Annotated in this window: 27 protein-coding genes and 2 riboswitches; of the genes, 11 read left to right on the forward strand and 16 right to left on the reverse strand. The window is 71.9% G+C overall.

The window, feature by feature from the left end; genetic code table 11:
• Window positions 1-36: 36 nt before the first annotated feature.
• The gene (locus tag ACQPZX_RS22045; RefSeq protein ID WP_433383688.1) at window positions 37-1083 is read left to right on the forward strand and encodes a LacI family DNA-binding transcriptional regulator; all 1047 of its coding nucleotides are present in this window, start codon (window positions 37-39) and stop codon (window positions 1081-1083) included.
• Window positions 1084-1161: 78 nt separating this feature from the next.
• On the opposite strand, the gene ACQPZX_RS22050 is transcribed toward ACQPZX_RS22045, so the two are convergent.
• Window positions 1162-1602 (reverse strand): cytidine deaminase, encoded by a 441-nt coding sequence (locus ACQPZX_RS22050; RefSeq protein ID WP_433385380.1) that lies wholly within the window; start codon window positions 1600-1602, stop codon window positions 1162-1164.
• A gap of 86 nt (window positions 1603-1688) precedes the next feature.
• Between ACQPZX_RS22050 and ACQPZX_RS22055 the strand changes: the two genes are divergently transcribed.
• Complete coding sequence (locus ACQPZX_RS22055) at window positions 1689-2117, forward strand: PPOX class F420-dependent oxidoreductase (protein ID WP_433383690.1); 429 nt, start codon at window positions 1689-1691, stop codon at window positions 2115-2117.
• 8 nt (window positions 2118-2125) lie between these two features.
• Here the strand turns inward: ACQPZX_RS22055 and ACQPZX_RS22060 are convergent, their stop codons facing one another.
• Together ACQPZX_RS22060 and ACQPZX_RS22065 are read right to left on the reverse strand one after the other, a co-directional pair.
• On the reverse strand, window positions 2126-3013 hold the full coding sequence (locus ACQPZX_RS22060; RefSeq protein ID WP_433383691.1) for an alpha/beta hydrolase family esterase: 888 nt from the start codon (window positions 3011-3013) through the stop codon (window positions 2126-2128).
• 98 nt (window positions 3014-3111) lie between these two features.
• Complete coding sequence (locus tag ACQPZX_RS22065) at window positions 3112-3534, reverse strand: DUF6069 family protein (protein ID WP_433383693.1); 423 nt, start codon at window positions 3532-3534, stop codon at window positions 3112-3114.
• A 131-nt stretch (window positions 3535-3665) separates the two neighbouring features.
• Here ACQPZX_RS22065 and ACQPZX_RS22070 point away from each other — a divergent pair, with 131 nt between their 5' ends.
• Window positions 3666-4820, forward strand: coding sequence for a histidine kinase (locus ACQPZX_RS22070; protein WP_433383695.1), 1155 nt, complete (start codon window positions 3666-3668; stop codon window positions 4818-4820).
• Entirely contained in the window at window positions 4808-5470 is a 663-nt protein-coding gene (locus ACQPZX_RS22075) for a response regulator (protein WP_433383697.1), read from the forward strand. The genes ACQPZX_RS22070 and ACQPZX_RS22075 overlap by 13 nt, the downstream gene beginning before the upstream one ends.
• Before the next feature lie 12 nt (window positions 5471-5482).
• On the opposite strand, the gene ACQPZX_RS22080 is transcribed toward ACQPZX_RS22075, so the two are convergent.
• The gene (locus ACQPZX_RS22080) at window positions 5483-7627 is read right to left on the reverse strand and encodes a glycoside hydrolase family 3 C-terminal domain-containing protein (RefSeq protein ID WP_433383699.1); all 2145 of its coding nucleotides are present in this window, start codon (window positions 7625-7627) and stop codon (window positions 5483-5485) included.
• A gap of 115 nt (window positions 7628-7742) precedes the next feature.
• Between ACQPZX_RS22080 and ACQPZX_RS22085 the strand changes: the two genes are divergently transcribed.
• The gene (locus ACQPZX_RS22085; RefSeq protein WP_433383701.1) at window positions 7743-8717 is read left to right on the forward strand and encodes an alpha/beta hydrolase; all 975 of its coding nucleotides are present in this window, start codon (window positions 7743-7745) and stop codon (window positions 8715-8717) included.
• A gap of 28 nt (window positions 8718-8745) precedes the next feature.
• Window positions 8746-9786: a helix-turn-helix domain-containing protein gene (locus ACQPZX_RS22090; RefSeq protein ID WP_433383703.1), complete on the forward strand. Its 1041-nt coding sequence runs from the start codon at window positions 8746-8748 to the stop codon at window positions 9784-9786.
• A 113-nt stretch (window positions 9787-9899) separates the two neighbouring features.
• Here the strand turns inward: ACQPZX_RS22090 and ACQPZX_RS22095 are convergent, their stop codons facing one another.
• The 3 genes from ACQPZX_RS22095 to ACQPZX_RS22105 form a co-directional block, all read right to left on the reverse strand.
• On the reverse strand, window positions 9900-10244 hold the full coding sequence (locus tag ACQPZX_RS22095; RefSeq protein WP_433383705.1) for a ribbon-helix-helix protein, CopG family: 345 nt from the start codon (window positions 10242-10244) through the stop codon (window positions 9900-9902).
• Window positions 10241-10516: a hypothetical protein gene (locus ACQPZX_RS22100; RefSeq protein ID WP_433383707.1), complete on the reverse strand. Its 276-nt coding sequence runs from the start codon at window positions 10514-10516 to the stop codon at window positions 10241-10243. The genes ACQPZX_RS22095 and ACQPZX_RS22100 overlap by 4 nt, the downstream gene beginning before the upstream one ends.
• Window positions 10517-10913: 397 nt before the next feature.
• Window positions 10914-11831, reverse strand: coding sequence for an MBL fold metallo-hydrolase (locus ACQPZX_RS22105; protein WP_433383708.1), 918 nt, complete (start codon window positions 11829-11831; stop codon window positions 10914-10916).
• Window positions 11832-11994: 163 nt separating this feature from the next.
• On the opposite strand from ACQPZX_RS22105, the gene ACQPZX_RS22110 reads away from it, so the two are divergent.
• Entirely contained in the window at window positions 11995-12690 is a 696-nt protein-coding gene (locus tag ACQPZX_RS22110) for a hypothetical protein (RefSeq protein ID WP_433383710.1), read from the forward strand.
• Between the two features lie 11 nt (window positions 12691-12701).
• On the opposite strand, the gene ACQPZX_RS22115 is transcribed toward ACQPZX_RS22110, so the two are convergent.
• Window positions 12702-13505 carry an SDR family oxidoreductase gene (locus tag ACQPZX_RS22115; protein WP_433383712.1) on the reverse strand — a complete coding sequence of 268 codons (804 nt, stop codon included), beginning with the start codon at window positions 13503-13505 and terminating at the stop codon, window positions 12702-12704.
• Window positions 13506-13749: 244 nt separating this feature from the next.
• Here ACQPZX_RS22115 and ACQPZX_RS22120 point away from each other — a divergent pair, with 244 nt between their 5' ends.
• Window positions 13750-14139, forward strand: a complete 390-nt coding sequence (locus ACQPZX_RS22120; protein ID WP_433383714.1) for a CBS domain-containing protein — start codon at window positions 13750-13752, stop codon at window positions 14137-14139.
• Here the strand turns inward: ACQPZX_RS22120 and ACQPZX_RS22125 are convergent.
• Window positions 14136-14906: a DUF1684 domain-containing protein gene (locus tag ACQPZX_RS22125; RefSeq protein ID WP_433383716.1), complete on the reverse strand. Its 771-nt coding sequence runs from the start codon at window positions 14904-14906 to the stop codon at window positions 14136-14138. The two genes, ACQPZX_RS22120 and ACQPZX_RS22125, sit on opposite strands and share 4 nt — an antisense overlap.
• 31 nt (window positions 14907-14937) lie before the next feature.
• Window positions 14938-15053, forward strand: a riboswitch (SAM riboswitch).
• 17 nt (window positions 15054-15070) lie between these two features.
• On the opposite strand from ACQPZX_RS22125, the gene ACQPZX_RS22130 reads away from it, so the two are divergent.
• Window positions 15071-16255, forward strand: coding sequence for an aminotransferase class V-fold PLP-dependent enzyme (locus ACQPZX_RS22130; protein ID WP_433383718.1), 1185 nt, complete (start codon window positions 15071-15073; stop codon window positions 16253-16255).
• A gap of 35 nt (window positions 16256-16290) precedes the next feature.
• Here the strand turns inward: ACQPZX_RS22130 and ACQPZX_RS22135 are convergent, their stop codons facing one another.
• The 3 genes from ACQPZX_RS22135 to ACQPZX_RS22145 are packed head-to-tail and all read right to left on the reverse strand — an operon-like array spanning window position 16291 to window position 17949.
• Window positions 16291-16638 carry a cellulose binding domain-containing protein gene (locus tag ACQPZX_RS22135; protein WP_433383720.1) on the reverse strand — a complete coding sequence of 116 codons (348 nt, stop codon included), beginning with the start codon at window positions 16636-16638 and terminating at the stop codon, window positions 16291-16293.
• Complete coding sequence (locus tag ACQPZX_RS22140; protein WP_433383721.1) at window positions 16551-17378, reverse strand: peroxidase family protein; 828 nt, start codon at window positions 17376-17378, stop codon at window positions 16551-16553. The genes ACQPZX_RS22135 and ACQPZX_RS22140 overlap by 88 nt, the downstream gene beginning before the upstream one ends.
• A 58-nt stretch (window positions 17379-17436) precedes the next feature.
• Window positions 17437-17949 (reverse strand): peroxidase family protein, encoded by a 513-nt coding sequence (locus ACQPZX_RS22145; protein WP_433383723.1) that lies wholly within the window; start codon window positions 17947-17949, stop codon window positions 17437-17439.
• A gap of 332 nt (window positions 17950-18281) precedes the next feature.
• Here ACQPZX_RS22145 and ACQPZX_RS22150 point away from each other — a divergent pair, with 332 nt between their 5' ends.
• Window positions 18282-19178 carry a response regulator transcription factor gene (locus ACQPZX_RS22150; RefSeq protein ID WP_433383725.1) on the forward strand — a complete coding sequence of 299 codons (897 nt, stop codon included), beginning with the start codon at window positions 18282-18284 and terminating at the stop codon, window positions 19176-19178.
• Between the two features lie 3 nt (window positions 19179-19181).
• Here the strand turns inward: ACQPZX_RS22150 and ACQPZX_RS22155 are convergent, their stop codons facing one another.
• Entirely contained in the window at window positions 19182-20183 is a 1002-nt protein-coding gene (locus ACQPZX_RS22155; protein WP_433383727.1) for a glutamate-cysteine ligase family protein, read from the reverse strand.
• Window positions 20184-20251: 68 nt separating this feature from the next.
• Complete coding sequence (locus ACQPZX_RS22160) at window positions 20252-21793, reverse strand: methyl-accepting chemotaxis protein (protein ID WP_433383729.1); 1542 nt, start codon at window positions 21791-21793, stop codon at window positions 20252-20254.
• 168 nt (window positions 21794-21961) lie between these two features.
• Window positions 21962-22056, forward strand: a riboswitch (glycine riboswitch).
• A 128-nt stretch (window positions 22057-22184) separates the two neighbouring features.
• On the opposite strand from ACQPZX_RS22160, the gene ACQPZX_RS22165 reads away from it, so the two are divergent.
• Window positions 22185-23516 carry an L-serine ammonia-lyase gene (locus ACQPZX_RS22165; protein WP_433383731.1) on the forward strand — a complete coding sequence of 444 codons (1332 nt, stop codon included), beginning with the start codon at window positions 22185-22187 and terminating at the stop codon, window positions 23514-23516.
• 7 nt (window positions 23517-23523) lie between these two features.
• On the opposite strand, the gene ACQPZX_RS22170 is transcribed toward ACQPZX_RS22165, so the two are convergent.
• Window positions 23524-24489, reverse strand: a complete 966-nt coding sequence (locus ACQPZX_RS22170) for a hypothetical protein (RefSeq protein ID WP_433383733.1) — start codon at window positions 24487-24489, stop codon at window positions 23524-23526.
• On the reverse strand, window positions 24486-24842 hold the full coding sequence (locus tag ACQPZX_RS22175; RefSeq protein ID WP_433383734.1) for a GntR family transcriptional regulator: 357 nt from the start codon (window positions 24840-24842) through the stop codon (window positions 24486-24488). Before ACQPZX_RS22175 ends, ACQPZX_RS22170 begins: the two co-directional genes overlap by 4 nt.
• Window positions 24843-24939: the final 97 nt, after the last annotated feature.

Here is a 24939-nt window from a genome sequence, read left to right on the forward strand (position 1 = left end):
GCCTTGCAGGGCTGTCAAGGGGGCGTTACGGTTTGGTTGCCGAGCACGGAAAACGGGGAGGAAACACTGGGAACCATCGATCGGGCCGCCACCATCAGCGAGGTCGCGGCCCTTGCCGGAGTTTCCCCCGGGACGGCCTCCAAGGCGCTCAACGGTCGCGGCGCCTTGCGCCCCGAGACCCGCCAGCGCGTCCAGGAGGCCGCCGAGCAGCTGGGTTTCATCGCCAACGCCGCCGCCCGCAGCCTGCAGGCCGGCCGCACCTACACGGTCGGGATGATCACCACCGACAGCATCGGCCGCTTCAGCATTCCGCTGCTGATCGGCGCCGAGGACGCGCTGGGCGCCGGCCAGGTGTCGGTGTTCCTCTGCGACGCCCGCGACGACCCGATCCGCGAGCAGTACTACCTGCGCACCCTGCTCGGCCGCCAGGTCGACGGCATCATCGTGACCGGCCGCCGCACCCAGGCCCGCCCGCCGATCGGGCAGGCCCTGCCGGTGCCGGTGGTCTACGCGTTCATCAGCTCGACCGACCCGTCCGACTGCTCGGTGGTCCCCGACGAGGCCGACGGCGCCCGCCGCGCGATCGAGCACCTGCTGGCCATCGGCCGCCGCCGCATCGCCCACGTCACCGGCCCCGAGCACCACCACTCCGCCACGGTCCGCGCTTCCGCGGCACTTTCCTCGCTTTCGTCGGCGGGCCTGGAGCCGGCGGCGCCCGTCCTGTTCGGCGAGTGGAGCGAGGCGTGGGGCCGCCAGGCCGCCGGGATCCTGCTGTCCACCGGCGCCGAGGTGGACGCGGTCTTCTGCGGCAGCGACCAGATCGCCCGCGGCCTGGCCGAGGCCTTGCAGGAGTCGGGCCGCCGCGTCCCCGCCGACATCGCCCTGGTCGGCTTCGACAACTGGGACGTCATGGTCGACGGTTGCCGCCCGGCCCTGACCAGCATCGACATGGACCTGGAGGGCATCGGCCGCACGGCCGCCGAGATGCTGCTGGACGCCATCAACGGCGACCCGGCCCACGGCCGCCGCGCCCTGCCCGGCCGCCTGGTGCCCCGAGCCTCGACGGCGGTCCATCCCGCCTAGAGTCGGGCGCATGCATTTCGTGTGCCGTTGGCGGGGACTGCTGCGCTACGGCGCCGGCTGGGACCCCATGGCGTTCCGCTAAGAGGAATGCCGCGCTTCCGACGGCCAGCGCCCGCCGTCGGCGAAATGGGCACCCCAGTAATACGGATTCACCTCGAGGAGCGTGCGCACCGACCACCCCGTGGGGCTGCCCGGGTCACCGACGCCGACCTGCACCTCCGGGCCCCACAGGGCGAGCCGCTCCTGGCAGATGCCACACGGCGCCAGCACGACGATCTCCGAGCTGCCCGCCTCCCGCAGCACGCAGACCGAGGCGGTCACCCGCTTGTTCAACGTGTACGCCTGGCAGATCGCCCCGGTCTCGTGGCACAGAGAGACGCCACCGTTGAGATTGTCGAGGCACACGCTGGTCAGGATCTCGCCGTCCTCCAGGCACACGGCCGCGGCGCCACCGTCCTCGTCCCCGGGCCACCGGCGATTCATCTGCTCGATCGCGGCATCGACGAGCCGCTGGTTCATGGTCACGCCGAGACATTGCCATACCTTCCGCCCGTGGCGGTGACCCGGCATTCGACGCGCTCCGAGGATCCGATAGGAAGTGGGTCATGTCGTTCACTGACCAGGAAATCGCCTACCTGCGTTCGCAGCCGGTAGCGCGGCTCGCGACCGTCGGCCGCGAGGGGCAACCGGATGTCGTTCCGCTCGCGTTCGAGTTCGACGGCACCTACTTCTGGGTCGGCGGGTCGGGAGCCACCGTCTTCGCCACCCGGAAGTTCCGCAACGTGGCGGCCGGAAACCAGAAGGTGGCGCTGGTGGTGGACGACATGGTGTCCTTCGACCCGTTCATCGCCCGCTCGATCCGGGTCTACGGCGTTGCCGAAGGGCCCTTCGACCGGATCGGGATGGTCGGGCCGGGCCACTTCCTGCGGGTCACGCCCACGATCTCGTGGAGCTGGAACATGGCGGCCGAGCCGGTCGGCAGCACCTGGTACGAACCGCGCCGCGCGGTTCATGCGGCGCCGGCGCCCCTCTAGCTCGCGCCTCACCGAGCCGGTTTGGCCTGGGAGAGCAGGAAGTTTGTCACGGCTGGGGCGAAGGCGGGGCCCAGCCGCGGCGCGTGGGTGCCGCCGTTGATGGTCCACGCCTGGACGGTCGAACCGCGGGCGCAACCCGCCACGTAAGCGCGCACCGACGTCTCGGCGGCCGGCAGGTCGGTGACCAGGTCGAGCGCGGGACCGTCGCGGCCGGCGCCGGCGCACCGGTCGTAGTCTCGCCACTGGGCGACCGTGGTGGCCGCCGACGGGTAAGCGTCGCCGTCGATGACGCCGCCGTCGAAGGCGACAGTCTCGTCGGCGCTGCTGTGGATGGCGAGCACGCTCACCGGTTCGGACGGCCGGCAGCGAGCGGGGTCGTTCCAGCTGGCGCCGTTGAGGGAGACGATCGCGGTGATCTGGCCGGCGTGGTCGCAGGCCATCCGGAACGCCATGAACCCGCCGTTCGAATGGCCGATCAGGTAGACGCGGCCGCGGTCGATCCGGTAGGAGCTCTCGAGCGTGGAAATGAGCTCGCTGAGGTAGCGGGAGTCGTCGGGCGCGGGACTGAAGAAGGCGCAACACGCGTCGGTGGCGTTCCAGAAACGATCGCCCCGCTCATCGATCGAGCCGTCGGGATAGGCGTAGACGAAGCCCCGCCGGTCCGATTCGGGGGTCAGCCGCAGGTACGCCTCCAGATCCGTGCCGCTGGAGGTGTGCCCGTGCAGGCCGACGACCAGCGGCGCGGGCCGGGCCGGATCGTAGGAGCCCGGGACATGGACGGTGACCTGCCGGCCACCGATCTTCACGACGCTGGTGCTGCCGGCCGGCACAGCAGCCGATGGAGTGTCCGCCGAGCCACAGGCCAGCGCCACCATGACGACCGCAGCGGCGGTCACGGCCCGAACTGCCTGCCACCCGCGCCCCGCCATCGCACCTCCCGCCGGCCCGGATCGAGGGTATCGCCGGCGGCGGCGATACCCCGGCCCGGGAGCGGCTAGCGGTTGCGGCGGCCCGGAAGCCCGATGATCAGGATCGCGCCCACGGTCAGGTGCATGGCGAGCAGGACGAGCTTGCTGCTGGTGCCGATGCCGCTGCCCAGCGGGCCGAGCAGCGAGAGCGCCAGCAGGATCGACGTGATGATCCGGTACGTGCGGGCGGGCCGCCGGACGGTGCGCTCCAGCAGCGCGAGCAGGCCCCAGGCGGCCAGGCCGGCGATCAGCGCGGTGGCCGCGACGGCGACCGGGCCCACGTGCCGGACGGCGCCGCCCTGGCGGACGGCGAGGTCGATGCCGCCCCAGGGGTCGTTCACAGCCCAGAGGATCAGGGCGCTCGCCACTGCCCCGGCGACGGCTACGGCCCGGCCGGTACGCCGTGCGGGAATCCGGTTGGTGCTGGTCTGCTGCATGTCGTTCGTCATGCCGATGAGCGTCGCGGTCCGGGGCGGGTCCGCACATCGGGCCGCCGGCCCCGCGGGATCTTTCCGAAGTGGGTCCGGCCTACGACTTTGGATGGTGTCGCCCGTCGCCACCTGCTGGTTAGTCTCGCGGCGTGGACAGTTCCGAAGACTGCGACCGGCGCCCCGGCGCGGGGGCCGTCGCCACCGTGACGGCCGTCTCCGGCGTGCTGATCGCGGCAACGATCGTGGGGTGGTGGGCCGGCCGCGCGCTCGGCCCGCTCTTCGCCCTCGACCTGGTGGCTGGCGTGCTCAGCTGGGCGCTGACGCCGCTGACGTTGTGGCGTCCCGTTTCCGCCACGGTCGTGCTGACCGCCCTCGCCGCGGTGTCGCCGGCCGCGACCCCGCCGGCCACGATCGGCGCGGTGCAGGTGGCCCGGCGGCGGCGCTTCCCGGTCGCGATCGCGGTGGCGGCGGGCGGGATCGTCGCGCACGCGATCCAGGGCGCCTGGCGTTCCCACGGCGGCATGTCGTACGGGTGGTGGCTGGTGCTGGTAGCCCTCGGATACGGCGCGCTGCTCGGCTGGGGCGCGTGGGCGCGGGCCCGGGAGGCGCTGATCCGCTCGTTGCACGAGCGTGCCCGCCGCGCCGAGGCGGAACAGGGCCGCCGGGTCGCCGAGGCGCGCATGCTGGAACGCCGCAAGATCGCCCGGGAGATGCACGACGTCCTCGCCCACCGGCTCTCGCTGCTGGCCACGTTCGCCGGCGCGATGGAGTACCGGCCCGACTCCTCGCCCGAGCAGTTGTCCCGGGCGGCCGGCGTGGTGCGCAGCGGCGTGCACCAGGCACTCGAGGAGCTCCGCGAGGTGATCTCACTGCTGCGCGAGGACGCCCCGGAGGACGGTGACGCCGGCCGTCCGCAGCCGGTGCTGACCGACGTGCCGCGGCTGGTCGAGGAATCCCGCGAGGCCGGCACCGAGGTTCAGCTGCGCGACACCGTCGACGAGCCCGCCGAGGCGCCACCGGCGGTGGCCCGCACGGCCTACCGGGTCATCCAGGAGGGCCTGACCAACGCGCGGAAACACGCGGCCGGGCAGGTGGTCCGGGTCGCGTTGCGCGGCGGGCCCGGCGAAGGGCTGGAGATCGACGTACGGAACGAGCTGCCGCCGCAACGCGCGACGCCCGACTGGTCCGGGGGTGCGGGCCTGGTCGGCCTCACCGAGCGGGTGCACCTGGCCGGCGGGCGGCTCGACCACCAGGAGATCGGCGGCGAGTTCCGGCTGCACGCGCTGATACCGTGGCCGGCGTGACTCAGCCGGTGCGCGTGCTCGTGGTCGACGACGACGCGCTGGTGCGCGCCGGCCTCACGATGATGCTGGACGGCGCGCCGGGGATCTCCGTGGTCGGTGAGGCCGCCGACGGCGATCAGGTGCCGGCCGCTGCCGATCGGCACGCCCCAGACGTCGTACTGATGGATCTGCGCATGCCACGAGTCGACGGCATCACGGCGACCCGCCGCCTGCGGGCGCGGCCGCGCCCGCCCGAGATCATCGTGCTGACGACCTTCGACACCGACGAGAACATCCTGCACGCGTTGCGTGCCGGTGCCAGCGGCTTCCTGCTCAAGGACACGCCGCCGGCCCGGATCGCCGACGCGGTCCGGCAGGTCGCGGCCGGCGAGCCGATCCTGTCGCCGGGCATCACCCGGCGGTTGATGGATCGGGTCGCGGTCCAGGCCGGCGCGTACGCGCGCGCCAAGGCGACGCTGGCGGCGTTGAGCCCGCGCGAGCGCGACGTGGTGGTGGCGGTCGGCCAGGGCCGCAACAACGCCGAGATCGCCGCGGCGCTCGACATGACGCTGGCCACGGTGAAGACGCACGTGTCGCACATCCTGACCAAGCTGAGCCTGGACAACCGGACGCAGATAGCCCTGCTCGCCCACGACGCCGGCCTCGCCTGAGGCGGGCTCGCCCTAGCTGTTGGCGGCCTCCACCAGCTCGGCGAGGGCCTCGGCGGTGAAGGGACTGCCGGGGAACATCGCCATCCGGACGAGCGGGAAACTCATCGCCATCTGCAGCATCGCGGGGTCCATGGTCAGCGCGCCGGCCATCCCACCGCCGCCCTCGGCGGCCATCTTGGCGAAGACATCCATGAGGACCTCGGCACCGCGCGGGTCGGAGAGCCACTCGCCGAGCGTGGAGTCGGCGGTCAGGGGGTAGCGGGCCTCGTCGCCGGGGATCTCGACCGCCACGGTGGTGCGGATGTCGCGGGACGAGGCGCCCACCGAAATCGTGTAGGTGCCGTTCTCGACGACCCAGCGGGAAAGTTTCGTGTCCCAATAGGCAAGGTCGGCACGGTCGATGTGAAGGGTCACCTCGCGGGAAGAGCCGGCGGCGATGGGGACGTTCGCGAAGGCCTTCAGCTCTCGCGGCGCGCGACGGACTCGGGAGCCATCGAGGCTGACGTACGCCTGAACCACCTCACGGCCGTCCCGGGAGCCGGTGTTGCTGACGGCAAGGCGGATCTCGAGATCGCCGATGTCCGAGAGGGTCGCGGTGGCCTCCCCGTACGCGAAGGTGGTGTAGGAGAGACCGAAGCCGAAGGGATAGGCGACCTCCTGCGCCCGGGCGTCGAAGCCGCGGTAGCCGACGTGGATGCCCTCGCCGTAGCGGACGTGGCCGGCCTCGCCCGGGAAGTCCAGGTACGAGGGGTGGTCGGCGAGCTTCATCGGGATGGTCTCGGCGAGCCGGCCGGACGGGTTGACGCGGCCGAAGAGGACGTCGGCGATGGCACTGCCGCCGGCCTGGCCGAGCAGCCAGCCCTCCATGAGGGCGGGAACCGCGCTGTCCCAGGGCGACGTGGCGACCACCGCGCCGTTGGAGAGGACCACCACCGTACGGGGATTGGCCGCCGCGACCCGGGCGATCAGATCGAGCTGCTCGCGCGGGAGGTCGAGGGACTCGCGGTCGGCGCCCTCGGTCTCCTGCTCGGTGGCGGCGAAGACGATCGCGACGTCGGACCGCGCGGCGAGGGCGGGGTCGGTGATGAAGGTGACCTTGCCGGGGGCCGACTCCGAGATCGCGGTGAGAGCGTCGTCAAGGCGGGTCGGGGTGATCTGGGAGCTGCCACCGCCCTGGTAGCGCGGGGTGCGGGCCGGCTCGCCCAGCACGGCGACGGTCTGGCCGGCGCTCAGCGGAAGCAGGTCGCCCTCGTTCTTGAGGAGCACGATGCCCCGCGCGGCGATCTCCCGCGCCAGCTCGTGGTGCGCGCTCACATCGTACGCGTCAGCCTGGTCCTTAAAGGTTTTGGCGACCAGGTCGGAGACCCGCTGAGCGGCCTGGGCGAGAATCGGCGCCGGGAGACGGCCGTCGTTGACCGCGTCGGCCAGCGCCTGGTCGCCGGTCGCATCGGGGCCGGGCATGGTCAGGTCGAGGCCCGCGCGGACGGCTTCCACCCGGTCGACCACCGCTCCCCAGTCGGAAACGACGACGCCGCGGAAACCCCACTCGTCCCGCAGCACCTCGGTGAGCAGGAAATGGTTCTGGCTGGCGTAGACGCCGTTCACCTTGTTGTAGGCGCACATCACGGTCCACGGCTGGGCCGTCGTGACCACCCGTTGGAAGGCGCGCAGGTAGAGCTCGCGCAGCGACCGCTCGTCGACGTCGGCGCTGACGCGCATGCGGTCGGTCTCCTGGCTGTTGACCGCGAAGTGCTTCAGCGACGCGCCCACGCCGCGGCTCTGAAGCCCGGAAACCCAGGCGGCGGCGAGCATCCCGGCGACGAGCGGGTCCTCGCTGAAGTACTCGAAGTTGCGCCCGCCGAGCGGGGTCCGCTTGAGGTTGATGCCGGGGCCGAGCAGCACCTGCACGCCCATCGCCCGGCATTCGTCGCCGAGGGCCTCGCCCATCCGGCGCAGGAGGTCGGGGTCCCAGGTGGACCCGGAGGCCACGGCGGGCGGGAAACAGGTGGCGGGCCGGCCGGTGAGCAGATCGTCGCCGCCCTGGAGGCGCACGCCGTGCGGGCCGTCGGTCAGGGTGATCGCCGGGACGGCGCCGGCCGCGGTGCTGGACCAGAAGTCGGCGCCGCTGGTGAGGGCGGCCTGATCGTTCAGTTCCATCCCTGGACCTTAGCCGCCATCTGGCGGGTAGTTTCCGCCGGATGGCGCTCGGGCGCGGCCGCCCCTCGTTTCATGCTGGTGACAGCGGTCACACCCCATTCATCAGGAGGTTCGCGTGACGACCACTCTGCCCCCGCCCCCGTTCGACCCCGAGCTCGGGGCCGCGCTCAGCGCCCTCGCCGACATGATGCCGCCGTCGCTGAACGCCGATCTCCTCGAAACCATGCGCTCCGGCTCGATCATGGCCATGCCGACCGCGGAGGAGCTGGCGCGCGACGGCGCCTTCCGGGTCGAGGAACGCGAGGTCCCCGGCCTCGGCGACGACCCCGGCATCACCCTGCTGATCTGCACCCCGACCGCCCCCACCGGCACACTCGGCTGCATCTACCACACCCACGGCGGCGGCATGGTCCTCGGCGACCGCCGTATCGGCGTCGTCGAGATGCTCGACTGGGCCGCCCAGTTCAACCTCGTCGTCGTCTCCGTCGAATACCGTCTGGCCCCCGAGACCCCGCACCCCGGCCCGATCGACGACTGCTATGCCGGTTTGCTCTGGACCGCCGCCCACGCCGACGAGCTGGGCTTCGACCCGGCCCGCATGATCGTCGCCGGCGGCAGCGCCGGTGGTGGCCTGGCCGCCGCTCTCGCCCTGCGCGCCCGCGACCAGGGCGGCCCCGCCCTGCTGGGCCAGATGCTCATCTACCCCATGCTCGACGACCGCAACGACACCCCCTCGTCGCACCAGATGGCCGGCCTCGGCGTGTGGGACCACGGCGCCAACGAGTTCGGCTGGACCGCCCTGCTCGGCGACTCCCGCGGCGGCCCCGACGTCTCGCCCTACGCCGCGCCGGCCCGCGCCACCGACCTCTCGGGCCTGCCGCCCGCCTTCATCGACGTGGGCTCCGCCGAGACCTTCCGCGACGAGGACGTCACCTACGCAACCCGTATCTGGCACGCCGGCGGCCGGGCCGAGCTGCACGTCTGGCCCGGCGGCTTCCACGGCTTCGACGGCCTGGCGCCCACCGCCCAGCTGAGCCAGGACGCCCGCGACGCACGAGTACGCTGGCTGAACCGCCTCTTCAACGGCTGATTCAACCGCTGGCTCTCCGGGGGTCGACGTGAAAGACCTGGCAGTGCGGCTGGCGGCACTGGACGCCGACGCCGGAGCCGCGCTGCGGGTCATCGCCTACTTCGACGGCTTGACCGAGAACAAGGCCGGCCTGCAGGCGATAGTCCGCGGCGCGGCCGTCCTGGCCGGTTGCCCTGCCCGCCTCGACGACCTCTCCCGCCGCGTCCACATCCGCGTCGACCAGGCAGGCAACGCCGCCCCCAGCTCCGCCCCGCCCGATCCCGCCTGGATGCACTCGGTCCTGGCCCCGTCGGCCACCCTGTGTCTGGAACGCCCCGGCGAGCCCGGCCCGGTGGACGCGATGATCCTGGAGCGTGCGGCGGGCGCTGCCCGTGCGGTCCTGGACCGCACGCGGGGCCGGGCCCCCGCGAAAGACCCGGCGTTGGTCGAGCTGATCGTCGACGCCGCGGCTCCTTCTGACGTACGGCGTCAGGCAGCGACCACGCTGAAGATGAGCGACTCCACGCGTTTTCACGCCGCAGCGACAGTCACCGGCCCCCTCCTGCTCCCCGCCGATGTTTCCCTACCCCCTGCACATGCCGCCCAGGTCGCCGCCGCACCAACCACCGAGGCCCCGCAAGCCGCCTCCACGCCACCCGGTCGCGTCGGCGTGGGCCCCGCAGTCGCCCCGGCAGACCTACCCTCCTCTTACGCGGCGGCCCGCATCGCGCTGCGCTTCGCCGCCGACGGGACCCCCGAGGACCCTGGCCCCTCGGTGGTCCTCCACGAGGATCTGGGCGCCCTGGCCCTGCTGGCCGACCTACCCGACACCGCCGACGTGCCCGACCTGCGCGCCCTGGAACACGCGACCGCCGCCGCACCCTGGGCCTTGTCCACCCTGCATGCCTTCGCCGACGCCCCCAGTCTCCGCGCGGCAGCCACCGCTCTACGGCTGCACCACTCCACGCTCCAGGACCGCATAGTCGCCGCCGAGCACCTGCTCGGCTGGCCGATCCGCGAGCCGCAAGGCCGCCTGCGCCTGCAGTTGGCCCTGGCCCTACGCCGCCTGCGCCGCCACCCGCCCAGCTGACCTCGTCGCCCCGGCGCCGACACAAAGGCCGCCTCGCCGGACAATACCGCCAAACCTCCGCGCCGCGGCCCGGCGCAACCAGCCCCCGCGCCGCATTGGTGGCCGGTCTTCGGTCAGGCGACGTGGCGGGCCGGCCGCAGCAAGGTCAGCGCGCGCAATGCCTCGGCGCGCGAGATCGGCTGGTCGTCTTCCGCCTGCACCGCGAGGGCCATTTCGATCGCCTGCCGGATCCAGGCCGTCTTGGGCACTTCGGCCGCCTTGGCGGCAACCGCAACCGCCTCGTCCAGCTCGGCCGGCAACCGGAGCGACCGCACGACCATGACACTCGACCCCGCCGGCGGCAGCGAGTCCAGCAGGGCTTGCTCCTCCTGCGGGCCGGGCGGGGCTTCGAAGGAAAGACCATCCATGAACGCGGCAACCTGCTCGGCTGTCCGCGGCACGTCGCTGTCGTGGCTCATCGTGTCTCCTCCCATTGCCCGAACTCCACCAGCTCCCCATCGGTCATCTCCCGCGCACCGATGATCTTCCAAGTGATCCCGGCGACGTGGTAGACCGCAACGATCAGCGGCCGGCCCGCCACCGTACGGCCCCACACGGTCAGGACGGGAACGCCGGTGGAGCTGGTAGCCCGCCGGGGCCACCGCCGCTTGGCGTCCAGGAGCTGCTGCACCTCATACGGCTCGACGCCGACGAGCGCAGCCAGCGCCCAATCATCCCATTCGTATGGCACCCCCCAAGCGTACTACGCACGTAATACGGTACCCGGCACTGCTCGCGCTTAGTCGCCGGCGACGGCCCCATCCCGCCGTTCGAGCGCGTACCAGCCCGCTCGCGTGCCGGCCTGCTCGCCGTAGCCGGCTTGCAGTTCAAGCCGTGCTCTTCCGCCAGGCGAGCAGCCCATTCCGATCTTTCCTGGACGGCACCAACGCCGTGAGGTGATGTTGCGGTGCTGGCCCGCGATGCTTGCGGGCCTGGTCACAGATGTTCCCGACGGCGATTCGGATACCGCGCGGGCTTGTGCCGGCATCGAACGTGGCGGCGCGAATTCGTTTGCCTTAGCGCCGCGCAGTCGGCGGTCTCGCGCTCGCCGCGCTGCTTGAGTTCTCGCGGAACAGCGGCGGGCTGGGTCAGCGCCGGAGGAGTTTCTCCTGGAAGCGGCGGAGGCGGGCTCGGGCCAGCAGCTTGCGCTGTTCCTTCCTACCGGGCTCGTTGTAGAGGATGAAGTCCGGGTGGCGGTGGATGCCGGGGCGGCCGGTGGCCTGGGCGGTGGCGTCGCGGATGGCGGTGAGGTGGGCGGCGGTCATCTGCAGGGCGCGCTCGCGGGGCTGGTACTGGGCGCCCAGCGGATAGTCGCGGCCGGGTTTGCGGGTCATCTCGATGTGGCAGCCCAGCACGTGGGTCACGGTGTGGGTGCCGGCGAAGGCGACCAGGCTCTCGAGGGTGGCTAGGTAGGCGGCGTGGTCGGCGACGTAGAGGCGGCCGGGCAGGACCGTGTCGCCGGTGAACAGGATCCCGGTCCACGGGTCGTGGATGGTGACGGCTGCCTCGTGATGGCCCGGTGAGCCGATGACCTCCAGCACCCGGCCGCCCAGATCGAATAAGGCATGGCTAGTGGGCTCATCCGTGAGGCCGAAGAACGCGCGGACGGCTTCGTTCTGGTGGGGGACGACCGTGGTGGCGGGGCGGTCGGCGAACTGCGGGTCGGCGGCGACGTGGTCGCCGTGGCCGTGGGTGTGCGCTACCACCAACTCGTACGCGTCACGGGGGTGTTCTTGATGCCAGGCGTCGATGAGCGAATCCACGGTCGCGCGCAGCGGGAAAGACTCGGGGTCGGCGGTGGCGCCGGTGTCCAGCAGGAGGGCCCGGTCGTTGCCGAAGAGCAGAAAGATGAAGGGCGCCTCGTAGTTGAGCCGCTTGCTCTGCCGCAGGATCGCGGTGTGCTCGTCGTAGAAGTGCACCTGGATCGCAGGCTCGCCGCGGCGGCCGTGGATCCACGCGACGTCCAGGGAACCGGCGACGGGTGTCTCCGCGAGGAACTCGATCATGGATGCTCTCCGCAACGTCGGCGCCGAATCGATCGCCGTATTTGATCGCGAACGATGACGGTGGCGCGACCCCGCCGTGATGATCTCCGGTTTACAGTGTCGTCCGTTCATGATCATCGAAGCGGGGGGATGCGGTATGCGGGCTTGGCGGCTGACAGCCACGATGGCGGTAGTTCTCACGGTCGGCGCCTGCTCGGGCAGGACGGACAACGCGACTCCGGCGAGCCAGGCCCCGCCGGCGCCGGCGACGATTCCGGCCGATCCCACGGCCGCGCTCGCCGCGGCAAAAGCACGATTGGGTACGGAATCCGCCCGGTTCGCCGGGGAAGGGGTGCCCAGCTTCACCGGCATCGTGAACGCCGAGACCAGGAACTGGGAGGTCACTGGCAAGGAGTACGTCGTGCGCCGGGTCGGCAACGAGCTGTACGTGCGGGCGAGCGGCAAGACGCTGGAGCTCATGATGCCGTCGCGGGCCTCGTACGACCGCCTCGCCGCCGGCGGCTGGGTGCACACCCGGTTGCCGAACGGCAGCGAGCTATCCACCGTGTACGGCGACAAGTTCCCCTGGAACCTGGCGAATCCGGCGACCAAGGCCGACGGCATGACCAAGACCGGCACCCGCTCGTTCTCCGGCAAGCTCTCCGTCACGAATGCCAAGGCCGCCACGGAGATGCGCGTGACCGCCGACCTCGACGAGCAGGGCCGCTTCACGAGAATCGGCCTCACGGAGGCGGCCGGCAGCGCCACCGCCTTCACCTTCTCGGACTACGGCACGAAGGCCGACATCGTGGCGCCGCCGGCACGCGACGTGGCCGAGGAGGAGAACCCGTCGTTCCTCTCCGCCATCGTCATCGTCTGACCCGCGGCGGCTCAGCGGCGCAGGTCGTGGCGGCGGTGGGTCAGCTTCTCGGCCAGCGACGTGGGGGCCACGCGGCGCAGGGCGAACACGAGCGGCGCGTTGCTGCCGACGGCGTACCGCTGCCTGGGCTTTTGCGCCTCTATGGCCTTGACGATCACGGCGGCTACCTGGCCGGGGCCGATTCCTGCTTTTTCGTTGCGGTTCAGGGCGGCCAGCATCGTGTCGAAGTCCTCGCGGTGCGGGGAGTCGGCGGCGATGTGTCTCGTGCGGCGTTCGCTGATGCCGGTGTTGATGGAGCCGGGCTCGACCGTCGTGAACCACACGCCGAACGGTGACAGCTCGTGGCGGGCGCCGTTGCTGAAGCCCTTGAGGGCGGCCTTCGTCGCGACATACGAGGAGCGGTACGCCAGGGGGAACGACGCGAGCATCGAGCCGACCATGACGACCCGGCCGTAGCGGCGTGCGCGCATGCCGGGCAGCACGAGCTGGGTGAGACGGACCGGGCCGAGGACGTTGACCTGGAAGAGGCGGCGCAGGTCGTCGGCGGGCAGCTCCTCGAACGGGCCGGAATGGCTCTCGCCGGCGTTGTTGACCAGCACGTCGACGTCGCCCACGTGGGCGGCCATGGCCTCGATCGACGCCTCGTCGGCGAGGTCGAGCGGGAGGTAGTCGACGCCGGCCACGCGGCGGTCGTCGGGCAGGGCCTCGGGGGCGCGGCAGGTGCCGAGGACGCGGTAACCGCGGGTGACGAGCGCGGCGGCGGTGGCCCGGCCGATGCCGGAGGACGCGCCGGTGACCAACGCGGTGCGATTCATCGATGCACCATAGCGGCCCGGCGCCGCGCGCCGCGGGTTTGCCACACCACCTGCGCGGACTTGACATCTTGATGCTCTTGACTTCAAGACGTGATTGACTGCAAGTAGGCATATGCACGCAATGTGGCGTGGCCACCCCGTCATCGGACGGCCCGCCCGGCGGCTTCCGCGGACCGGCACGAGATGGGGAGCAACGATGCGTATCAGCGACATACTCCGCGTCAAGGGCACCACAGTCGTAACCGTGACACCCGACTCCGACGTCACCAGCCTCCTGGCACTCCTCGCCGAGCACAAGATCGGCGCGGTGGTCGTGTCGGCGGACGGGAGCCGCGTCGACGGCATCGTCAGCGAGCGCGACGTGGTGCGGGCGCTGGCCACGCGCGGCGCCGCCGTGCTGGCCGAGCCGGTGTCGGCGATCCACACGTCGCAGGTGCGCTCGGTCGCGCCGGACGCGGCGGTCGAGGAGGTCGAGCGGCTGATGACCGAGCACCGCTTCCGCCACGTGCCGGTGCTGGAGGGCGGCTCGCTGGCCGGCGTCGTCAGCATCGGCGACGTGGTGAAGCACCGCATCGACGAGCTGGAGATCGAGCGGAAGAGCCTGGAGGGCTACATCACCGGCGAGCGCATCTAGCGCGGCGTCTGCTCGCCGGCCTCGATGGCGACCGGGAGCCGGTTCTCCGGCGGGGCCAGCGAGCAGGTCGCGAACTCCGTGTAGGCGCACGGCAGGTTCGTGGCGCGGTTGAAGTCGAGCGTCAGCGTGCCGTCGGCGGCCGGGCGGGGTACCGGCAGGCGGCGGCTCGCGGGGTAGGTCGTCACCCCCGAGGTGGCGTCGGTGAACAGCGTGGTCATGGCGCCGGGGGCGCCGGGAAAGACGATCAATTTCATGGGTACGCCGTCGAGCGTGAACTCGACGTGGCCGAGCGCCTCGTCGGCGTCGGTGTAGCCGTCGACGACCGTGGACAGGGTGACCTCGCGCGGTGCGGCGAACGGGACGAAGCGGGCCGGGACCAGCCATCGCTCGTGGGGCGGGAACGTCGGCGTCCCCTCGTACGAGATGAGCTTCTGACTGGACGGATGGCGCGGGCGGAGGACGACGCCGGAGCCCCGCCTGGCTATCTCGGCGATCGCGTCGCCGAAGGCGGCGATGACGCCCTCCTCGTCGACCTTGCCGAACGCGTGCGTGCCGCTGATCTCGAAATCGCCGACCGTGAGCGACTCACCCTCGCGCAGCGTGACGCTCACGCCGTCGGCCGTCACCGACCACGAGCCGGGCACGTCGTCGAAGCGTTGCGGCCGCTCCTCGAGCCAGTGCATCCCGGTGATCGCGAGCATTCCGTGCGGCGACGCCCGCCGGCGCTCGTGCCCGGCGTGCCATTCGGCCCAGTCGTCCTTGTACATCGGCCCACCCTATTTGCTAGCGTGTCGGACAGGTCATGAGTGTCAGCGCACAAGCCCCGGCTTGCTGACCGGCAACCCTTGCGTTCGCGATGGGGTGCCCCGGGTGAGGACCGGGCCGGCGTCGATCGACGCGGGCAAGCGCGATCTTGCGGAGGCTTGTCGTCATGTCCCTTGCCGTCCACACCAGCGACCTCGACGTCATCGGGGCTGGATTCGTCCATCTCGACTACGCGGCGACCGCGCCCTGCGTGCGCGCCGCCGCCGACGCGGTGAACGCGCTGCTCCCCAGCTACGGCAGCGTGCACCGGGGGACCGGGCCGCGGTCGCAGACCTCGACCCTCGAGTACGAGCGGGCCCGCGACGTGATCGCCGACTTCCTCGGCTGCCGGCCCGGTGACCAGGTCGTGTTCACCCGCAACACGACCGACGCGCTCAACCTGCTGGCCCGCGCTCTGCCGCCGGGCACGACCACCGTGGTCTTCGACGGCGAGCACCACGCGAACTTGCTGCCCTGGCCGAACGCGCTCCGTCTCCGCGCGCCCGCATCGTGGGCGGAGGCGGTGACGGCGGCCGAGCGTGCGCTGCGTGACCTGGACGGCCCGGTGTTGCTGACCGTCACGGGGGCGAGCAATGTGACCGGTGAGCTGTGGCCGGTGCGGGAGCTCGCCGAGGTCGCCCATCGCCACGGGGCGCGGATCGCGGTCGACGCCGCCCAGCTCGCCCCGCACGTGCCGGTCTCGCTGGCCGAGCTGGGCGCCGACTATGTGGCGCTGTCGGGGCACAAGCTCTACGCGCCGTTCGGGGCGGGCGTGCTGGCCGGGCGGGCCGACTGGCTCGACGCCGCGCCGCCCTATCTGGCCGGCGGCGGCGCGAGCGCGCACGTGGGGGACCGGGCCGGCGACGTGCGATGGGCCGCCGGGCCGGCGCGGCACGAGGGCGGCACGCCGAATCTGCTCGGGGCGGTCTCGCTGGCGGCGGTCTGTGCGGCGCTGGTGGAGGCGGACCGTGCGGCGCTGCGCGCGCACGAGCAGGAGTTGCTTGCGCATCTGCGGGAAGGGTTGCGGCGGGTGCCGGGCGCCGCCGAGGTGAGTGTTTTCGGTACGGGTAGTGAGCGCGTCGGCATCGTGTCGCTGGCCCTGGACGGGCGCGACCCTTCGGCGGTGGCGACCAGGCTCGCGGACGAATTCGGGATCGGGGTGCGGGCCGGGAAGTTCTGCGCCCATCCGTTGGTGCGGCGGCTGTCGGGGGACAGCGCGGGGTGTGCCGGCGGGTTGTTGCGGGTGAGCTTCGGGCTGGGCACGACGTTCGAGGACATCGACCGGTTGCTGGAGGCATTGGCCGCTCTTTGATCGGCCGCGGAACCGTGGCTCCGCGGCCGATTTGCCTAGGCGACGCTGCAGGCCGTGGTGTTGACCGAGAACGCTGCCGGACGGTTGTTCGTGCCCGACCAGGTGGCGTTGAAGCCGATGCCGTCCCGGGTCTGCCCGGGGCCGATGGTGGCGTTGTAGGGCGCGTTCGCCACCGGCACCCGGGCGCCGTCCTGTTCAGCGGCGCTGTTCCAGAATTCGGTGAGCTGCTGCCCGCCGGGGAAGACGAAGCGCAGCTTCCACGCCGGGATCGGCGTGGCGCCGGTGTTGGTGATGCTCATCGTGACGCCGAATCCGCCGGTCGTCGCGGTGGTGTTCCACTGGGTGCCGACCCGGTAAGTGACCCGGCAACTGACCGGCGGCACGTCGCCGTCGGCGAAGAAACGTTGGCGGGGAGGTCGGCCCGGGCGATGCCCGAGTTCTGGGCGATGATGTCGCCGAGGTTGCGCCGGAAGTCGATCCCGTACGTGTTGCGGATGAAGTCCAGCGCCGTGGCCTGGTTGCCGTAGAAGAACCGGTCGCCGTCGCGCAGCTGCCGGAACTGCGCGGTCCACATGGCGCGCTGCAGCTCGCCGAGCTCCGAGCCCGGCGCGTGCGGCTCGGCGGTCACGCCGACGAACGCGTCCACGTTGTTCACGTTGCCGTAGATGGCCTGCAGCCGGGCTGCCAGCGGCGCGGCGCGGGCGAACCGGGTCGGGGTGGCCTCCAGCGCGTCGGCGTCGTTGCGGTCGACCTCGGTGTCGAAGGCGTCGGTGAGCGAGGTGAACCCCAGGCGGCTTGCCGGGCTGTCCGCGCCGGTGCCGGGCGGGAAGGCCGCGCTCGCCTCGCCGGTGATCTGGGTGAACGACGTCCGGGGCGGCAGCCCGAACGCCTGCCGGAGCTGGTTGTCGATCATCTCTTCGTTCTTGTACTGCGGCTCGCCGCCGACGGCCTCCAGCAGCGGCCCGAGCCCGAGCGCGGGCACCAGGTCGGGGTTGAAGAAGCCCTTGTTCAGCGGTACGACCACGGTGACCTCGTCGCCGTCCGGCTCGACCTCGAGGCCCTGGGCCCGGAAGGCGTCCAGCTGGGCCGGCGTGTACGTGCCGGCGTCGGCCTCCACCTCCATCTCGCCGTGGATCTGGCTGTGTGGGTGGCCGTGAGGAGGGGCAGGTAGCCGTTCTGCATCAGCAGCCGGCGTTGTTGTTGGCCGGGTTGCCGTCCACACTGCCCTCGCGTAGCCAGTCCAGCCGGGTGGGCGTGCCGCCGTACACGGTCCAGGCGTCGATGTAGGAGTTGTTGGAGTTGATCTGCTGGCGCGGGTTGGTCACCCCGGTGCCGGGGGCCGGCGCGCTGCGGACGAAGGGGATGACGCCGAGATCATTGGTGAAGTCCTCCATCGGGTCGGCGCTGTTGAAACCGATGTTGGTGGTCTCACCCGTGGGCTCGCCCGGTTCGGCGCCCAGCCGCAGGCCGAAGGTGTGGTCGAGGAACTGCCCCCAGGTCCAGCCCCACGCGGTGAGCTGCCGCTCGGAGAAGACGTTCTGGTTGGCGACGTTGTTGCCCCGGCCGTCGAGGCTCTGCACATCGAACGGCACGGCGGCGACGGCGGGGCCCGGGGTGGCGAGGCCGGCCGCGACCACGGTCGCGACAATGGTGACGGCGAGCGGCTTGGGAGCATTTCTTCGGACCGAACTCATTTCTCCTCCCACAGGTGACACGAATTGCGGGAAGCGCGCGCTCGGGGCCAATACTTGTAGCGTTCCAGATCGGCGGTCAATAGACGGCCATCAACGTTTTTCCCCTAAGACTCCGTGCGGGAATGAACCGGTTTATCAATTGAATGCGGTCCAGCAAATGTCACGTTGCGGACTATTGCGGCCGACCTCTGAGGTGCTGCATCTGCAAGAACCGACGGCGCGGAGGTGCAGGAACCCCCTAGTGGCTTGCAAACCTGGGGAAAGCGCGAACAATCACAGTGGTCTATGTAGTAACCCGGTTAAGTTGCGCGCTCCCCACCCGGGAGGCTGCGGTGGAAACGTCAACCGCTGAGCCGGTGCCCGTTGCGATCTGTGGCGCCCCACGGCTGTTCCGCGACGTGCTCGCGACCGTGGTGTCGGCCCGCCCCGAGTTCGAGGTGATCGGCGACGTCGCCGACCCGGCCGACCTGCTGTCGCTGTGCCGCCTCCGGGCGCCGGAACTGGTGCTGTGCTGCGCCGACGACGAGGTGATGTACCGGCCCATCTCGGCGCTCGCGGCGGTGCGGGCCCACTGCTCCCGCACCCGGCTGGTGCTGATCTATCGCGAGCTGACCCGCCTCGACGTTTCCGTGGCCCGGCGGGCCGGGGTGGACTCGCTGATTCCCTCCTCGCACGGCCTGGACGCGCTTCTGCGGGTGCTGGCACAGCACTGGGCGGCCCTGCGCCCGCTGGACCGGACCGCCGTCGCGGCGAGCGGCACGCCGGCCGAGCTGACCGACTGCGAGCAGGACATCGTGGCGTTGCTCGCGGCCGGCCACCCGGTCGCCCGGATCGCCTGCCTGCTCGGCCTCGGCACCCGGGTGGTGGAGAATCACAAGCGCCGGATCTATCAGAAGCTGGCCGTCTCCAGCCAGGGCCTGCTGGCCGCCCGGGCCGTCACGCTCGGCCTGGCCGGGCGTCCCGCGCCGGGGGTGGCCGTCTGCCCGGTGCCCGTCTTCGGGGCGGCCGAGGGTCTGCCGGAGCTGACCGTGCGGGAGGCCGACATCCTGTGCTCCATCGCGCGCGGCGACACCGTGCGGCAGACGGCGAGGTCGCTCGGCATCGCGGAGAAGACCGTGGAGAACACTCAGGCGCGGCTCTTCCGCAAGCTGAACGCGAGGAACCGGGCCGGGGCGCTGGCCAACGCCCACGCCCTGGGTCTGCTCGAACTCCTCACCAAGAGGGGCTGAGGGTCAGGGGCGGGCGGCCAGGCGGTCGAGGATGTCGTCGGCGGGGGTGCGGCCGCGCAGGACGTAGCGCTCGGTGTAGCCGGCGAGGGCGTCGCGCAGCGAGCGGGTGGCGCCCTGGCGGGCCAGCGCCGCGTAGGCCGCGAGGAAGCAGTCGCGGGCCGCGGCGGCAAGGACCGGGTCCGTCAGGGAGTCGCGGGCCGCTCGCTCCCACAGGCGGGGCTCGGTGGGCAGCTGTGCGGTGGCGGCCTCGGCGTCGAGGGCGGCCTTGGCGTCGTCGAGCAGGACGGCCACGACGGCGATCGGCAGGCGCCATCCGTCGCCGGGCTGGGTGTCGGCCACGTCCAGCTCGAGGTGGCCGCGGGCGGCGACCGGCGGGCGCAGCGACTCCAGGTGACGCACGAGGTCCGCCGCGGTGGGATGCTCCCCGGCGCGGAACCGCCGGCGGAGGCTCCGGCCGTCGGTGGTGGGCGTGTCCAGCACGTACGCGGTCCAGGCCGCACGCGGATCGCCGGCCGGAACCACCGGCAGGTCGCGGCGGGCCGCCTGGCGGACGCTGCGCCAACCGGCGCCCGGCGCGTTGGCGAAGGCGGCGGCCAGCACGGGCGCGAGCTTGTGGGCGAGGGCCCACCGGCGGGGAAGGCCCAGCGGGCCGCCACCCTCCAGGCCGGCCTCCAGCCCTACCCGGATGCCGCCGGCCCGGCCGCCGGGCGCGGTGAAGACGCCGAGCAGCGGGCGGGCCGCGCGCAGGTCATCGGTCATGCGGGACAGCGACGCCGTCAGGCCCGGCGACGGCGGGCCGCTCACCACCGCCAGGCGCGGCGAGCGCGCGGTGACGAAGCCGTGCCGCAGCGCCGGGCGGGCGGCGAGCTGCCTGGCGGAGGCCGGCGGCAGGCCGGGAGCGGCCAGCGGCACGTCGACGGCGGCGCCCACGAAGCCGGGCGGGGCGGGGTCGAAAGCGCGGCCGGCGACGAGCAGCTCGGCGGCCTGTTCGGTCAAAGTCGTCACGTGGCGCCTCGCCTGGGTCCGGGGAGAGGCGCCGAGCATAGCATCCCTATCTGCTATGTAGGAATATCTCACACCGTGAAGCGGTCGACCGCCGTGCGCAGGCGGGCCGCCAGGGCGTGCATGTCGCCGGCCGCGCGGGTCGCCTCGCCGACCGCGTCCCGGCTGCTCGCGGTGGACTGCGCCACCGAGGAGATGCCCTGTGCGATGGCGCTCGCGCCGTCGGCCGCCTCGGTGACGCCGCGGTTCATCTCGGCCGTGGTCGCGCTCTGCTGCTCGACCGCGGAGGCGATCGTCGTCTGGTAGTCGCTGATCTGCTGGATGATCTGGCTGATCCCGTCGATCGCGGTGACCGCCTCGCCGGTCTCGTGCTGGATCGACTGGATCCGCTGGGCGATCTCCTCGGTGGCCCGGGCCGTCTCCTGCGCCAGGTCCTTCACCTCGCTGGCCACCACCGCGAAGCCCTTGCCCAGCTCGCCGGCGCGGGCCGCCTCGATGGTCGCGTTGAGCGCGAGGAGGTTGGTCTGCGCGGCGATCGCCTGGATCGTGGTGACGACCGCGCCGATCTGCTCCGACGACTCGCCGAGCCGGTTGATGGTGGCGCTGGTGTCGCGGGCGGCGGTGACCGCGCCGGAGGCGACCCCGGCCGCGTCGGCCGCGTTGCGGGAGATCTCGGAGATCGAGGCGCCCATCTGCTCGGCGCCGGCGGCGACGGTCTGCACGTTCCCGGAGACGCCGCCCGCGGTCCCGGCGACGCGGTCCGCCTCGGAGTAGGCGGTGTTGACCGCGCCGTCGATCTGGCCGCTGACCCGGTACATGGTGTCCGCGGCGACGGCCAGGTCGCGGGCGTCGTCGCTGATCTCGACGATCGTGGCGCGCACGCCCTCGGCCGCCGTGTCGACGGCACGAGCCATGTCCGACAACTCGTCGCTTCCGCTGTCGTTCAGGCGTACGCCCAAATCGCCGGAAGCGATGCTCCGCAGCGCGACCATGACGCGGCCGGCGGGCCGCACCACGCTGCGGGTGACGACCGCGGTGAGCAGGATCGCGGCGATCACGGCCACCGCGAAGGCGATCAGCGTGGCGTCGCGGGCGGCCGCCGCCGAGCTCTGGGCCGACCGGGTGGTCGCCTCGGCCCGGGTCGCGACGGACGTGACCAGCTTGTTCGTGCCCTCGACGATCTTGTAGTAGATCTCGTAGCTCGGCCCGAGGATCAGCGCGTTGCCCTGCTCGACCTGGCCCTTCCCGAACGCGCCGGAGATCTGGTCGTCGTAGTCGAAGTACGACACCCACTGCTGCTGGAGGTCGGCGAAGATGGTCTTCTCCTCGCCGGTCATCAGGTCGGTGCGGGTCTCGTCGAGCAGCGTCTTGAGCAGCTCGACGTCGGCCAGGTAGCCGGCCCGGTTGTCCGACTTCGGGTCGACCGCCTTCTGCGGGTTCAGGCGGTAGACGTCCCAGGCGTACGCGAGCTGCCAGCCCGAGATGTCCGCGTCGTAGTACTTCTGCTCGTCGACCTGTTTGCGCAGCACCTGCAGGTCGCGCACCTTGGCGGTCGAGTCGGACTGGCGCTGCAGGGCGACCACGGCGATCGCCACCACCACGCCGAGCAGCACCAGGACGACGGCGAAACATGCCCCAAGGCGCGCGCCGAGCCGCAGTCGTCGTACAAATGTCATGTTCGCCTCCTTTTCCCCTTTCGGCAGCCTCCGCGCCGGACTGAGCGGGTTGACGCGCGCGCCGGCGGCTGTACCCTCGGGAGCACAACCGAAGATCGCGCCGTACGAACCACGGCGGGAGAGTCCCCGGCCGCCACCGGGGCGCCGAAGGAGCAAACCCTCCCCGGGAATCTCTCAGGCCCCGATACCGCCGCATGGCAGGCGCCTCTGGAAAGCCGGGACGACGTGGTCCCGCACCCACGGTGCAAACCGCCTCGAACCAGAGGCGGTGAAGCTCTCAGGTACCCATGACAGAGCGGGGAGGCCACCCTCGACAGGGGAGCCTTTCGTGCCGGTCAGCGCCTTCGACCTCTACTCCATCGGGATCGGCCCGTCGTCCTCGCACACCGTGGGGCCGATGCGGGCCGCCCGCCGTTTCGCCGCCGAGGTGCCCAAGGCGGGCCGTCTCCGCGTGGAGCTTCTCGGCTCTCTGGGAGCGACCGGGCGCGGCCATCACTCGGATGCCGCGGTGTTGCTCGGGCTCGAGGGCGAGGACCCGGCGACCGTCGACACCTCCACGGTCGCGGCCCGGGTCGCGGCAATTCAGGCGAGCGGGAACGTGTTGCTGGCCGGCGAGCGAGCGGTTCCGGTCGAAGTGCTCCTTGATGGGCGGCGGAGTCTGCCTTTCCACCCGAATGGGATGACTTTCACGGCTTGGACGGCTGACGGGGTCCTTCTGGCGGAACGCACTTTCTATTCCGTGGGTGGCGGATTTGTCGTGGAGGAAGGGGAGGGGCTCGCTACCGATCTGACCGCTTTGCCGTTGCCGTTCTCTTCCGGCGATGAGCTGCTCGCATTGTGCTCGTCGCACCAAACCGACATTTCCGGAATCATGCGGGTGAACGAGCGGGCGTGGCGTACCGACGAGGAGATCCGCGAGGGGCTTCTGCGGATCTGGCGGGTGATGCGCGGCTGCGTCGAGCGCGGCCTGCAGGCCGAGGGCATCCTGCCGGGTGGGCTCGAGGTCCGTCGCCGGGCGCCGGCTCTGTGGCGTGATCTGGTCGTACGGCCCGACGCGGACGATCCCCTGCACGTGATCGACTGGGTGAACCTCTACGCCCTCGCGGTCAACGAGGAGAACGCGGCCGGCGGCCGGGTGGTGACCGCCCCGACGAACGGCGCGGCCGGCATCATCCCCGCGGTGCTGCACTACTACCGGCGTTTCGTGCCCGGCTCGGGCGACGACGGCGTGGTGCGCTTCCTGCTCACGGCGGCCGCGGTCGGGATCCTCATCAAGGGCGCCGCCTCGATCTCCGGCGCCGAGGTCGGGTGTCAGGGCGAGGTGGGTTCCGCGGCCGCGATGGCGGCGGCGGGTCTGTGCGAGGTTCTCGGGGGTACGCCCTCGCAGGTCGAGAACGCGGCCGAGATCGCCCTCGAGCACAGCCTCGGGCTGACCTGCGACCCGGTCGGCGGCCTCGTGCAGGTGCCGTGCATCGAGCGCAACGCCATCGCCGGCGTCAAGGCCATCAACGCGGCCCGCCTCGCCCTGCGCGGCGACGGCAGCCACCGCGTCAGCCTCGACACCGCGATCCGCACGATGCGCGACACCGGCCGCGACATGTCGACCAAGTACAAGGAGACGTCGCTGGGCGGCCTGGCCGTCACCGTCGTCGAGTGCTGAGGACGGCTCACGACCTCGCCCGGTCGGCCAGGGTGTTGAGCAGGGCGGCGCCGGTGGCGGCGTCGTCGACGGTGACGACCAGCGAGCGGCCCCCGGTCCGCTCGACCAGCAGGGCGTTGCCCGCTCGCAGCACGACACCGACCCGGCCGCCCCGTCCCACGCGCCAGCCCCAGCCGCCGAACTGACGGATCGGGCGCACCTCGGTGACCGAGGCCCGCTCGACCTCGTCGGCCGGGACGTGGGTGCCGGGCCAGCCCACCAGCGAGCGCACCGTCAGGCCGGTGGCGTCGACCCGCACGGTGAAGCCGAACATGGCTGCGAACACCACCGCCAGCAGGACGGGCACGATCAGCAGCGCCCACTGCCGCAGCGCCACGGCGAGCAGCACCAGGCCGGCGATCGCGATGGCGCCCACGACCAGGCCGGTACCGCCGTCGGCCCGCCGGATCCAGACGGCGCGCTCGCCGCCGGACAGGGCGATCCGGGCGGCGTCCGCCGCCACCGGGGTGGTGGCCGGGTCGTGCCGGTCGCCGCGCACGAGCAGGGCCGCGACGATCGCCGGGAGCAGCGGGAGGACGATCGTGACGGCGAGCGTCCAGCCCGGCAGCGTCGCCTGGGCCGCGTCCGCCAGCCCGCGCTGGGCGCCGAGGAGGAACAGCAGCAGGCTCGCCCCGAACCCGCCGATCCACACGGACGACGCCGCGACCATCCGGCGGGTCACCGCCGAACTGCCCCAGTGCCAGCCGATCACGCCGAACAGGGCGCACAACACGACCACCATGACCACCACGCCGAGCACGAACGCTCCCAGCGACGTGAACCCGTCAGGTGCGGACCCCGCGCCCCAGTGCGAGGCGACGGGATCGGGCAGGTCGTCGCGCCAGGACCACACGACGACCGCCGCGACGGCGACGAGGACCAGCGCGGTCAGCGAGGACCACAGCACGACCTTCCGGGCGCTCGAGTTCGTCATCGGCTCATTGCCTCCTTGACCAGTACGGCCGTTGTCTCGGCGGACAGGTTGGCCGCCCGCGCCGCCTGGACGAGGGCGGCGAGCGCCTTCTCGACCGGCGGCAGGCCGGCGGCGGCCCGGGCGGTGACCACGGCGCCCCGCCCGCGGCGGAGCTCGATCAGGCCCTCGTCGCGCAACCGCTGATACGCCTTGAGCACGGTGTGGACGTTGAGATCGAGCGAGCCGGCCAGCTCGCGCGCGGCCGGCAACCGGTCGCCGGTAGCCAGGTCGCCGCGTGCGACGGCCAGGTGCACCTGCGCGACGAGCTGCGCATACAGCGCGTCGTCGCCGGCCGGGTCGATCCTCCAGAGCATGTAGCAACCTTACTTGTTCTATCTCAACTATAACAAGTGCTACAGGGTTCAAGTCCCGGCCCGCCCTGCCGATGAAGAGCTACGAACCTTCAGTTGC

Source organism: Actinoplanes sp. CA-142083 (assembly GCF_050942195.1).
Taxonomy (GTDB): Bacteria; Actinomycetota; Actinomycetes; order Mycobacteriales; family Micromonosporaceae; genus Actinoplanes.